Source organism: Pseudomonas sp. K5002 (assembly GCF_013386655.1).
GTDB lineage: Bacteria > Pseudomonadota > Gammaproteobacteria > Pseudomonadales > Pseudomonadaceae > Aquipseudomonas.
In genome coordinates this window covers 1-12900 of record NZ_JACARK010000089.1, presented here as the reverse complement: position 1 = coordinate 12900, position 12900 = coordinate 1, and the positions used below count along the sequence as shown (strand labels likewise).

The window sequence follows — 12900 nt, the reverse complement described above, 5'->3', positions numbered from 1 at the left end:
GTTTTAGCATGACCGGAGGAATTTGAACAGCCCAAGTATTGACTTATATTCAAAGAGTTGGGGCGTAACTCGATGAGAGTTGGCATTGCGCCGCACGGCCGCTAGCCGCCGCTCAGCTTCACTGAAGCCACTCCACGGCGATCACTGCCAGATAGAGCCTGCAGGAGCCGATGCGCTGCCAGCGCGACCACAGCGTTCCACCTGCACAACACCAAGGCGACGTTGCGCACAACACTAAATCCCAGGCACAAAAAAGGGCGACCGAAGTCGCCCTTTTTCTATGGTCTGACAGAACTTAGTTCTGCTTTTCCATTTGTGCACGCAGCAGGTCGCCCAGAGTGGTAGGACCAGCAGAAGGCTCAGAGGTAGCTGGCTTGTCGCGCAGGCTCTGGATGGCTTCTTTCTCTTCAGCATCGTCTTTCGACTTGATGGAGAGCTGGATTACGCGGCTCTTGCGGTCAACGCTGATGATCTTGGCTTCTACTTCTTCGCCTTCTTTCAGAACGTTGCGCGCGTCTTCAACGCGGTCACGGCTGATTTCGGAGGCTTTCAGAGTCGCTTCGATATCGTCGGCCAGAGTGATGATGGCGCCTTTAGCGTCAACTTCCTTCACGATGCCTTTAACGATTGCGCCTTTGTCGTTCTCTTGAACGTACTCGGAGAACGGATCGCTTTCCAGTTGCTTGATACCCAGGGAGATGCGCTCGCGCTCTGGGTCAACCGACAGGATAACGGTGTCCAGCTCGTCGCCCTTCTTGAAACGACGAACAGCTTCTTCGCCCACTTCGTTCCAGGAGATGTCGGACAGGTGAACCAGGCCGTCGATGCCGCCGTCCAGACCAATGAAGATACCGAAATCGGTGATCGACTTGATGGTGCCGGAGATTTTATCGCCCTTGTTGAACTGGCCAGAGAAATCTTCCCATGGGTTAGATTTGCACTGCTTGATGCCGAGGGAGATACGACGACGCTCTTCGTCGATGTCCAGAACCATAACTTCCACTTCGTCGCCGACTTGTACGACTTTCGAAGGGTGGATGTTCTTGTTGGTCCAGTCCATTTCGGAAACGTGTACCAGGCCTTCCACGCCTTCTTCCAGCTCTGCGAAGCAGCCGTAGTCGGTCAGGTTGGTAACACGCGCGGTCACGCGGGTGCTTTCTGGGTAACGAGCCTTGATAGCGACCCATGGATCTTCGCCCAGCTGCTTCAAGCCCAGGGAGACACGGTTGCGCTCACGATCGTACTTCAGAACCTTGACATCGATCTCGTCGCCAACGTTGACGATTTCCGATGGATGCTTGATACGCTTCCAAGCCATGTCGGTAATGTGCAGCAGGCCATCGACGCCACCCAGATCGACGAATGCGCCGTAATCGGTGAGGTTCTTGACGATACCTTTGACTTGTTGGCCTTCCTGCAGGGATTCCAGCAGAGCTTCACGCTCGGCGGAGTTCTCTGCTTCCAGGACGCTGCGACGGGAAACGACAACGTTGTTGCGCTTCTGGTCGAGCTTGATGACCTTGAATTCGAGTTCTTTGCCTTCCAGGTGCGTGGTGTCGCGCACAGGACGAACGTCGACCAAAGAACCTGGCAGGAACGCACGGATGCCGTTAACGTCGACAGTGAAGCCGCCTTTAACCTTACCGTTGATAACGCCCTTGACCACTTCTTCAGCTGCGAAGGCTGCTTCGAGAACAATCCAGCATTCAGCGCGCTTGGCTTTTTCACGGGACAGCTTGGTTTCACCGAAACCGTCTTCAACCGAGTCCAGAGCAACGTGAACTTCGTCACCGACATTGATAGTCAGGTCACCAGCATCGTTGTAGAACTGTTCCAGCGGGATCAGAGCTTCAGACTTCAGACCAGCGTGAACGGTTACCCAGCGAGCTTGGTAATCGATATCAACGATAACACCGGTGATGATGGAGCCTGCCTGAAGGTTCAGGGTTTTTAGGCTTTCTTCAAAGAGTTCCGCAAAGCTTTCGCTCATTTTAATTCCTGTTGATAAGGGCGAAGAATACGCCCATCTCCACACCCCAGACGGTGTGGGTCAGTTTCAATTAAAAGAAGCACCACAGGACTATGACTGGTCCCCTGCGGCCTTCTTGGTCACCCGGCGATATCGCGAATGGCGATTTCACTCAAGATGCGTTCCAGCACCTGCTCGATGGACAACTCCGTGGAATCCAGCTGTATGGCGTCAGCCGCCGGCTTGAGCGGGGCTACCGCACGCTGGGTATCACGCTCATCGCGTGCACGGATCTCATCTAGCAGACTCGACAGACTAACACCATCGACTTTGCCCTTCAACTGCAAGTAACGGCGGCGGGCCCGCTCCTCGGCACTGGCAGTCAGGAAAATCTTCAGCGGCGCCTCAGGAAACACCACCGTGCCCATGTCGCGGCCATCGGCCACCAGACCCGGCGGCTCCTGGAAAGCCCGCTGGCGCTGCAGCAACGCGTCGCGCACCGCCGGCAATGCGGCGACCTGGGAAGCCCAGGAACCGACCTGCTCGTTACGCAGGTCATCGGTCACATCGTCTCCTTCCAGGATGATGCGCTGAGGATGACCTTCCGTCGCCCCGACGAACTGCACGTCGAGGTGCGCAGCCAGCAGCTTCAGCGATTCTTCGTTGGTCAGGTCGACGCCATGGTTGCGTGCAGCAAAGGCCAGCAAGCGGTACAGCGCCCCGGAGTCCAGCAGGCACCAGCCCAGGCGCTTGGCCAGGATGCCGGCGATCGTGCCTTTGCCCGAGCCACTTGGCCCGTCGATGGTAATCACCGGTGCTTTGATATTCACAATTGAGCCTCTTGGGCAACACGGATGCCGACTTGGGCACACAGTGTAAGAAAATTCGGAAAAGACGTAGCCACGTTGGCACAGTCATGGATACGAATCGGCGCAGCTGCTCGCAGGGAGGCCACGCTGAAAGCCATGGCAATCCGGTGATCGCCATGGGCATGCACTTCACCGCCGCCTATTACGCCACCGTCGATGATAATCCCATCAGGTGTCGGTTCACACTTCACGCCCAGGGCGAGCAGACCGTCGGCCATGACCTGGATCCGGTCGGACTCCTTGACCCGCAACTCCTGCGCCCCGCGCAATACCGTTCGGCCTTCGGCGCATGCCGCCGCCACGAACAGCACCGGAAATTCATCGATAGCCAGCGGAACCAACGCCTCGGGAATCTCGATCCCCTTCAACGGCGCCGCGCGAATACGCAAATCAGCAACAGGCTCGCCACCCACTTCCCGCTGGTTTTCCAGGGTGATATCCGCGCCCATCAACCGCAGGATATCGATCACCCCGGTACGGGTCGGATTGATGCCCACATGCTCAAGCAAAAGCTCGGAGCCTTCGGCGATCGACGCCGCCACCAGGAAGAACGCCGAAGAGGAAATATCCCCGGGCACTTCGATATGGGTTGCGGTCAGCGCGTGACCGGACTCGACCGAAGCCGTAGCGCCCGCCACCTCCACCGGATAACCAAACCCACGCAACATCCGCTCGGTATGGTCACGGGTCGGCGCCGGTTCGGTAATCGAGGTTTTACCCTCGGCGTACAACCCAGCCAGCAACAGGCAGGATTTAACCTGAGCACTGGCCATCGGCAATGCGTAGGTCAGCCCCTTAAGTGCTTGGCCACCGCGAATGGTCAGCGGCGGGCGCCCTTCCGGCCCGGTCTCGATCACCGCGCCCATTTCGCGCAATGGCTTGGCCACGCGATTCATCGGACGCTTGGACAGCGAGGCATCACCCGTCAACACACTGTCAAAGCTCTGAGCCGCCAGCAAACCGGACAACAGCCGCATGGAGGTGCCGGAGTTGCCGAGATAGATCGGACCCGGCGCCGACTTCAACCCATGCAGACCAACCCCGTGAATGGTGACGCGCCCATGGTGCGGCCCCTCAATCACCACCCCCATGTCGCGAAACGCCTGCAAGGTCGCCAGGGCATCTTCCCCCTCCAGGAAACCCTCTACCTCGGTGACACCGTCCGCCAGAGAGCCGAGCATGATCGAGCGATGGGAGATCGATTTATCCCCAGGCATCCGAATCTGCCCGCTCAAGCGACCACCGGGACTGGCGAGAAACACCAGGTCATCCGCGTTTACTGCAGCATCCATATAGGCCCGACGCGCCAGAATCTTGCTGAAATGCTCCCGTGCCACCCGCGCACGGGTGAACACGCCCAACAACTGGTGCCCGTCGCCAGCATCGACCGCGTCGCGCAAGGCGTCGAGGTCGCTGCGGAACGTGTCCAGGGTGCGCAACACCGCATCGCGGTTGGCAAGGAAGATGTCGTGCCACATCACCGGATCACTACCGGCGATCCGGGTAAAGTCGCGGAAACCACCGGCGGCGTAGCGGAAAATCTCGAGGTTCTCGTTGCGCTTGGCCAACGAATCCACCAGGCCAAATGCGAGCAAATGCGGCAGATGGCTGGTCGCTGCCAGCACTTCATCGTGGCGCTCGACCTGCATATGCTCGACATCCGCCCCCAGCTCGCGCCAGAGCCGATCCACCACGGCCAGTGCCGCAGGATCGGTTTCATCCAGTGGTGTCAGAATCACTTTATGGCGACGGAACAGCTGCGCATTGGACGCCTCCACCCCGCTCTGCTCGGACCCGGCAATCGGATGCCCGGGCACAAACCGCGCAGGCATGCCACCAAAGGCCAGCCGCGCCGCACGCACCACATTGCCCTTGGCACTGCCGACATCGGTCAGGATTGCCTGGCCCAGATCCATGCCGGCCAACAGCGCCAGCAACTTCTCCATGGCCAGGATCGGCACCGCCAGCTGAATGACATCCGCGCCCTGGCAGGCTACAGCGAGGTCAGCCTCGCAACGGTCCACCACACCCAACTGCACCGCCAACTTGCGCGATTGCGGGTCCAGGTCCACACCGACCACTTCGCCACACAGGCCGCTTTCCCGCAGGCCCTTCGCAAAGGAGCCGCCGATCAATCCCAGACCGACCACCACCAGGCGACCGATCATAGGTACAGCAGGTTGCAATGCAGTGACATCAACCACGAGCCAGAACCTTGGCCAGCGCTTCGAGGAAGCGGCTGTTTTCAGCAGGCAGACCGATGGTGATGCGCAGGTGGTTCGGCATGCCGTAATTGGCCACCGGACGCACGATCACACCCTCGCGCAGCAAGCCCTGGAACACAGGAGCCGCCACTTGGCCGAGGTCGACGCAGATGAAGTTGCCGTTGGACGGAATCCAGCCCAGGCCCAGCTCACGGAAGCCTTCCTGCAATTGCAGCATGCCGCTTTCGTTGAGGCGACGGCCTTCTTCCAGGTACTCGGTGTCCTGCACCGCAGCGCAAGCCGCCGCCAGCGCGAGGCTGTTGACGTTGAATGGCTGGCGCACACGGTTCAACACATCGGCCACCACCGCAGTGGACAAGCCGTAACCGACCCGCAGCGACGCCAGGCCATAAGCCTTGGAGAAGGTGCGCGAGACCAGCAGGTTCGGATAAGCCGCGAGGAAGTCCAGGCCGTCCGGCAAGTCGCTGCCTTCGGCGTACTCGATGTACGCCTCGTCCAGCACCACCAGTACATGCTCCGGCACGTCCTGCAGGAAGTTATCCAGCACCTCGGCGCTGAACCAGGTGCCGGTCGGGTTGTTCGGGTTGGCGATAAACACAACACGAGTATTGCCATCGATGGCCGCCAGCATGGCTGGCAGGTCATGACCCCAGTCTTTCGCAGGAATCACACGCGCCTCGGCGCCAACGGCCTGAGTGACGATCGGATAGACCGCAAACGCGTGCTCGCTGAATACCGCGTTCAGGCCCGGCGCCAGATAGGCGCGGCCGACCAGCTCCAGAATATCGTTGGAGCCGTTACCCAGGGTCACCTGGTTGATATCAACGCGGCAGTTTTTCGCCAGCAGGGACTTGAGCTCAAAGCCGTTACCATCGGGATAACGGGTCAGTTCGGCCAGCGCCTCACGAATCGCGGCCAGTACCTTGGGGCTTGGGCCCATCGGGTTTTCGTTACTGGCCAGCTTTACGATCTTCGACGGATCCAGGTTCAACTCGCGCGCCAACTCGTCCACAGGCTTGCCCGGAACGTAAGGCGACAGTTGTTGCACGCCCGGCTGTGCCAGGGCGAGGAAGTTGCCACTCATGTTAAAGCCTCACAAAACCGCTTTCGGGTAAGAGCCCAGCACCTTGAGTGCCACGGCTTCCTGACTGATTTTCTCGAGCACACCCTTGACCAGTGGGTCGCGGTGATGGCCGACGAAGTCGATAAAGAACACATAAGTCCATTTACCGCTGCGCGAAGGACGAGTCTCGATTCGCGTCAGGTCAATCCCGTTGTCGTGGAACGGCACCAGCAGCTCATGCAGCGCGCCGGGCTTGTTGCTCATGGAGACGATGATCGACGTCTTGTCGTCGCCGGTCGGCGGCACTTCCTGGCTGCCGATCATCAGGAAGCGCGTGGAGTTATCCGGGCGATCCTCGATTTTCTCGGCCAGGCGCGTCAGCCCATACAGGCCGGCAGCCATGTCGCCGGCAATCGCCGCCGAGTTCCACTCACCCTTGACCCGCTTCGCCGCTTCGGCGTTGCTGGACACCGCCACGCGCTCCACATTCGGGTAGTGCGCGTCCAGCCACTTGCGGCACTGGGCCAGGGACTGGGCGTGGGAGTAGATGCGGCTGATGCTGTCGGTCTTGGTGTTTTCGCCCACCAGCAAGTGGTGGTGAATACGCAGCTCGACTTCGCCGCAGATCACCATGTCGTGCTCAAGAAAACTGTCGAGGGTGTGGTTGACGGCACCTTCGGTGGAGTTTTCCACCGGCACCACGCCAAAATTCACCGCCCCGGCGGCCACTTCACGGAACACTTCGTCGATCGCAGCCATCGGCTTGCTGATCACCGCGTGACCGAAGTGCTTCATGGCCGCGGCTTGAGTGAAGGTGCCTTCCGGGCCCAGGTAAGCCACTTTCAGCGGCTGCTCCAGTGCCAGGCACGAAGACATGATTTCACGGAACAACCGCGCCATCTCTTCGTTGCCCAACGGGCCCTTGTTGCGTTCCATCACGCGCTTGAGTACCTGGGCTTCACGCTCCGGACGGTAGAATACCGGCACTTCGCCTTCAGCCAGGGAAGCCATCTTCACCCGTGCAACTTCCTGGGCGCACCGCGCGCGCTCACTGATCAGTTCCAGGACTTTCTCGTCCAGGCTGTCAATGCGTACGCGCAGGGCCTTGAGTTCTTGCTCAGACATTAGCCGTGTTCCTTTTCGAACTCTGCCATGTAAGCCACCAGCGCCTTGACGGCGTGGATATCGACAGCGTTATAGATGGAGGCGCGCATGCCACCTACCGAACGGTGGCCCTTGAGGTTCAACAGGCCGCGCTCGTCGGCGCCGGCGAGGAAAGGCTTGTCCAGGCGATCATCCGCCAGGCGGAACGGCACGTTCATCCACGAACGGTCGGTCAGGTTGATCGGGTTGCTGTACAGGCCGCTGGCGTCGATGAAGTCGTACAGGGTACGTTTCTTCTCTTCGTTGAGCTTGCCCATGGCAGCCACGCCGCCCTGCTCTTTCAGCCATTCGAACACCAGGCCCGACAAGTACCAGGCGAAGGCCGGCGGGGTGTTGTACATCGAGCCGTTATCGGCCGCGACCTTGTAGTTGAGCATGGTCGGGCATAGCGAACGCGCACGACCCAACAGGTCTTCACGGACGATGTTGACCAGGATGCCGCTCGGGCCGATGTTCTTCTGTGCACCGGCGTAGATCATGCCGTACTTGGACACATCGATCGGGCGCGAGAGGATGTCCGAGGACATGTCGCAGACCAGCGGGACATCACCCACTTCCGGCACCCAATCGAACTCCAGGCCGCCGATGGTTTCGTTCGCCACGTAGTGAACGTAGGCCGCGTCTTTCGACAGTTTCCACTCGTTCTGACCGGGGATGGCGAAGTAGTCGTAGGGCTTGGCCGTGCCTGCCACATTGACGTGACCGTAACGGGAGGCCTCTTCAATGGCCTTCTGCCCCCAGATACCGGTGTCGATATAGTCCGCAGTGCCGTCTTCCGGCAGCAGGTTCAGCGGGATCTGGGCGAACTGCTGGCTCGCACCACCCTGCAGGAACAGCACTTTGTAATCGGACGGGATGTCCAGCAAGTCGCGCATATCCTGCTCGGCCTTGGTGGCAATGGACACGAACTCATCGCTGCGATGGCTCATTTCCATCACGGAGAGGCCTTTTCCATGCCAGTCGAGGAGTTCACCCTGCGCGCGCTGCAGGACTGCTTCAGGAAGCGCCGCGGGACCGGCACAGAAGTTATAGGCTCTCTTGCTCACATCCAATCTCTCTGATCTGGTGGGACTGCAATCAACATCCCGCAACGCGGAACCCTGTAGGAGCTGGCTTGCCAGCGATGCAAACGACTCGGCGCTTCACTTGAATCGAGTTGATGCCATCGCCGGCAAGCCGGCTCCTACAAGAGCGGCGCGGCGTCGTATTTCAAACGGGACAAACAACAAGGGGGCGAATCTTCATCCGCCCCCTGTGTGTCCGCTTATTCCTGCGGTTCTTCTTCGTCTGCGGCAGCGTCGAGTGTTGGCTCGTCGACGCCGTCATCGGCATCGCCGATCACTTGCCCCTCGAGTGCAATCCCCTCTTCACCTTCCAGCTCCTCGCCTTCGACTTCCGATGGCTCCTGGACACGCTCCAGGCCTACCAGGGTTTCGTCGCTGGCCAGCTTGATCAAGGTCACGCCCTGGGTGTTACGCCCCAGGCTCGACACTTCATCAACCCGGGTACGTACCAGGGTGCCCTGGTCGGAAATCAGCATGATTTCCTCACCATCCAGCACCTGGACCGCGCCGACCAGGCGGCCGTTGCGATCGTTGCTGACCATGGCGATAACGCCCTGGCCGCCACGCTTGTACTCGGGGAACTCGCTGATGGCCGTACGCTTGCCGTAGCCGCGGGCCGATGCAGTGAGGATCTCGCTGCCTTCTTCCGGGATCAGCATCGAAATCAGCTTCTGCCCTTCCGGCAGGCGCATGCCGCGCACACCGCGGGCGGTACGGCCCATGGCACGAACGTCGGACTCCTTGAAGCGCGTAACCTTGCCGCCGTCGGAGAACAGCATGACTTCACGCTCGCCGTCAGTGATGGCCGCGCTGATCAATACGTCGCCTTCGTCCAGTTCGAGGGCGATCAGGCCCACGCTGCGTTGACGGCTGAAGGATTCCAGCGGGGTCTTCTTCACGGTGCCTTTCGCAGTGGCCATGAAGATGAAGTGACCTTCGGTGTACTCGTCTACCGGCAGCATGGTGGTGATGTATTCATCACTGTCCAGCGGCAGCAGGTTGACCAGCGGACGACCACGGGCAGCGCGGGACGCTTCCGGGATTTCGTAGGTTTTCAGCCAGTACACCTTGCCCTTGCTGGAGAACAGCAGCAGCGTGGTGTGGCTGTTGGCAACCAGCAGGTGAGCGATGTAGTCCTCATCCTTGACGCCGGTAGCCGATTTGCCTTTACCGCCACGACGCTGGGCCTGGTACGCCGCCAGAGGCTGGGTCTTGGCATAGCCACCGTGGGAAATGGTCACGACGCGATCTTCTTCCGGGATCATGTCACCCAGGGTCAGGTCGAGACGGGCGTCGAGAATCTCGGTGCGGCGCACATCGCCGTATTCGGCGCGGATCACTTCCAGTTCTTCGCGGATCACTTCCATCAGGCGCACGGCGCTGTTGAGGATGCGGATCAGCTCACCGATCTGGTTGAGGATCTCCTGGTACTCGGCCAGCAGTTTCTCGTGTTCCAGGCCGGTCAGACGGTGCAGACGCAGTTCCAGAATGGCCTGGGCCTGTTCCGGGGACAGGAAATACTTGCCGTCGCGCAGGCCGTATTGTGGGTCCAGGGTCTCCGGACGGCACGAATCGGCACCGGCACGTTCCACCATCGCTACTACGGCGCTGGATTCCCACGGCATCTTGATCAGCGCTTCCTTGGCTTCCGACGGCGTCGGCGAAGCCTTGATCAGGGCGATGACCGGGTCGATGTTCGACAGCGCAACAGCCTGGCCTTCCAGGATGTGGCCGCGTTCACGGGCCTTGCGCAGTTCGAATACGGTACGGCGGGTTACCACTTCGCGGCGGTGACGCACGAAGGCTTCCAGCAGATCCTTGAGGTTCAGGATGCGCGGGCGGCCGTCGATCAGCGCTACCACGTTGATACCGAATACGCTTTGCAGCTGGGTCTGGGCGTAGAGGTTGTTGAGGATCACCTCAGGCACTTCGCCACGACGCAGCTCGATCACCACGCGCATACCGTCCTTGTCAGACTCGTCGCGCAGCTCGGTGATGCCTTCCAGCTTCTTCTCTTTAACCAGCTCGGCGATCTTCTCGATCAGACGCGCCTTGTTCAACTGGTAAGGGAGTTCGGTGATGACGATCTGCTGACGGCCACCGACCTTGTCGATGTCTTCGATGATCGAGCGGGCACGCATGTAAATGCGGCCGCGACCGGTACGGTAGGCTTCGATGATGCCGGCGCGACCGTTGATGATCGCGGCGGTCGGGAAGTCCGGACCCGGGATGTACTGCATCAGCTCATCGACGGTCAGCTCGGGGTTGTCGATGAGGGCCAGGCAACCGTCGATGACTTCACCGAGGTTGTGTGGCGGGATGTTGGTGGCCATGCCCACGGCGATACCGCTGGAGCCGTTGACCAACAGGTTGGGAATACGGGTCGGCATGACCGCCGGGATCATTTCGGTGCCGTCGTAGTTCGGCACCCAGTCCACGGTTTCCTTGTGCAGGTCAGCCAGCAGCTCGTGCGCCAGCTTGGTCATGCGCACTTCGGTGTATCGCATGGCCGCAGCGTTGTCGCCGTCGACCGAACCGAAGTTGCCCTGGCCGTCTACCAGCAGGTAGCGCAGGGAAAACGGCTGGGCCATCCGAACGATGGTGTCGTACACCGCAGTGTCGCCGTGAGGGTGATACTTACCGATCACGTCACCGACAACACGGGCAGATTTCTTGTACGGCTTGTTCCAGTCGTTACCCAGCTCGCTCATCGCGAACAGCACACGCCTGTGCACGGGCTTCAAGCCATCGCGCGCATCAGGCAGTGCCCGACCGACAATTACGCTCATCGCGTAGTCGAGGTAGGACTGTTTCAGCTCGTCTTCGATATTGACCGGGAGGATTTCTTTGGCCAGTTCGCCCATGAGAAGCCTGATTCCTTTTTCGGGTGAAACCTCGTCACATCCTATGGGACGAACGAAGCTCGCCGCTGCCGGCATGATGCCTGGCAACGACTTACGACAAATCAACGAGTTATGACACGGATCTGCGCATTAAAGGTTACCCCTTGGGGTGACCCTGGAAACCGCCGGATGTTATCACAATCGCCGCCACGCACCTATCCCCCTGATGCGCATGGAGCATAGTAAGTTGACGGATGACAGGCTTGACGGCGACGAGAGGGCCTTAGAGCTGGATCCAAGGGGATTTTTGCGGGCAAATTGCCTCAATGCAGGCGTTTACGACACATCAGTTGCGCCAACTTCGCCGTGTCGGGGCGTTCGACGATGCCTTTTTCAGTGACGATCACATCAATCAGGTCCGCCGGCGTCACGTCGAACACCGGGTTGAAGGCGTCTACATCAGCGGCTACGCGGGTGCCGCCGACTTCCAGCAGTTCACGGGCGTCGCGCTCTTCAAGCGGCACGTCATCACCGCTGGCCGCCATCAGGTCGATGGTTGAGCTGGGCGCCACCACCATGAAACGCACGCCGTGATGCATGGCGCACACCGCCAGCTGATAGGTGCCGATCTTGCTGACCACATCGCCATTGGCCGCAATGCAGTCGGCACCGACGATCACCCAGGTCACGCCTTTGGTCTTGAGGATATGCGCACCCGCCGAATCGGCATTCACGGTGACCGGAATGCCTTCATTGGCCAATTCCCAGGCCGTCAGCCGCGAACCTTGCAGCCAGGGCCGGGTTTCGTTGGCGTAGACGCGCTCCACCATGCCTTCCAGGAACGCTCCGCGAATCACCCCGAGCGCGGTACCGACGCCGCCGGTAGCCAACGCACCCGCATTGCCATGGGTCAGGATCGCCTGGACATTGCCCTGGTGCTTGCGGATCAGCTCTACACCCAGCTGCGCCATGGTCAGGTTGGCTTCACGATCACTTTGGTGAATCGCCACCGCCTCGGCCTCCAGCACCTTCAACGGATCGGCGTGTTTCTTGAGGCGATCGAGGCAATCGCGCATGCGCTTCATGGCCCAGAAAAGATTCGACGCGGTCGGGCGGGTATCCGCCAGCAGCGCGTAGTCCTCTTCCCAGGCGGCCTGCCAGTCATCGCCCTCGGCGATGTGGGCACGAGCGGCCAGCACCAGGCCATACGCCGCACTGATGCCAATGGCCGGCGCACCGCGCACCACCATTGTGCGAATGGCCTCGGCCACCTCGGCAGCACTGGTGCAGGCGACCCAGGTTTCTGCAGACGGCAAAATACGCTGATCGAGCAGGTACAGTGCGCCATCACGCCAGTCGATGGCCTTCACTTTCTCCGCAGCCAACAGTCGATCGCGCATCCCTCACCCCGCACTCATGAACAAAAGCCGCCGATTATAGCGATCCGCCAGCCAGGACGCTCGGGTATACTTCGCCGTTCTTTATAGATGCCTGGGAAACTGCCCTCGATGACACCGACTGCCGCCCCGCTCGACTTATTGCTGCTGCCCACCTGGCTGGTACCTGTCGAGCCTGCCGGCGTAGTGCTCAAGGAGCACGCCCTGGGCATTCGTGACGGGTGCATTGCGTTTATCGGCCCACGCGCCGCGGCCTTGAAGCTCGCAGCGAGCGAAGTGCGTGAACTGCCGGGCATGCTGCTCAGT

General features: G+C 60.3%; 8 protein-coding genes and 1 pseudogene. 1 reads left to right on the top strand and 8 read right to left on the bottom strand.

The genetic code is table 11. The features are described from left to right. Window positions 1–295 precede the first annotated feature (295 nt). The 8 genes from rpsA to mtnA all read right to left on the bottom strand — a co-directional run bounded on the left by rpsA (window position 296) and on the right by mtnA (window position 12597). Window positions 296–1990 carry a 30S ribosomal protein S1 gene (rpsA, locus tag HX846_RS05525; RefSeq protein WP_003218806.1) on the bottom strand — a complete coding sequence of 565 codons (1695 nt, stop codon included), beginning with the start codon at window positions 1988–1990 and terminating at the stop codon, window positions 296–298. A 119-nt stretch (window positions 1991–2109) separates the two neighbouring features. Then, a complete protein-coding gene (gene cmk, locus HX846_RS05520) occupies window positions 2110–2799 on the bottom strand; it encodes a (d)CMP kinase (protein ID WP_003172653.1) in 690 nt (229 codons plus the stop codon). Next, window positions 2796–5006: a bifunctional prephenate dehydrogenase/3-phosphoshikimate 1-carboxyvinyltransferase gene (locus tag HX846_RS05515; protein ID WP_256739776.1), complete on the bottom strand. Its 2211-nt coding sequence runs from the start codon at window positions 5004–5006 to the stop codon at window positions 2796–2798. The genes cmk and HX846_RS05515 overlap by 4 nt, the downstream gene beginning before the upstream one ends. Window positions 5007–5034: 28 nt before the next feature. Continuing rightward, complete coding sequence (gene hisC, locus HX846_RS05510; RefSeq protein WP_178965093.1) at window positions 5035–6147, bottom strand: histidinol-phosphate transaminase; 1113 nt, start codon at window positions 6145–6147, stop codon at window positions 5035–5037. A 9-nt stretch (window positions 6148–6156) separates the two neighbouring features. After that, entirely contained in the window at window positions 6157–7251 is a 1095-nt protein-coding gene (gene pheA, locus HX846_RS05505) for a prephenate dehydratase (RefSeq protein WP_003218812.1), read from the bottom strand. Then, entirely contained in the window at window positions 7251–8336 is a 1086-nt protein-coding gene (gene serC, locus HX846_RS05500) for a 3-phosphoserine/phosphohydroxythreonine transaminase (protein WP_003218814.1), read from the bottom strand. The genes pheA and serC overlap by 1 nt, the downstream gene beginning before the upstream one ends. A 218-nt stretch (window positions 8337–8554) precedes the next feature. Further along, on the bottom strand, window positions 8555–11218 hold the full coding sequence (gene gyrA, locus HX846_RS05495) for a DNA gyrase subunit A (RefSeq protein WP_003218817.1): 2664 nt from the start codon (window positions 11216–11218) through the stop codon (window positions 8555–8557). A gap of 302 nt (window positions 11219–11520) precedes the next feature. Continuing rightward, a complete protein-coding gene (gene mtnA / locus HX846_RS05490; protein WP_003218821.1) occupies window positions 11521–12597 on the bottom strand; it encodes an S-methyl-5-thioribose-1-phosphate isomerase in 1077 nt (358 codons plus the stop codon). A gap of 108 nt (window positions 12598–12705) precedes the next feature. Here mtnA and HX846_RS05485 point away from each other — a divergent pair. Continuing rightward, a pseudogene (locus tag HX846_RS05485) lies at window positions 12706–12900 on the top strand (TRZ/ATZ family hydrolase); the annotation flags it as partial.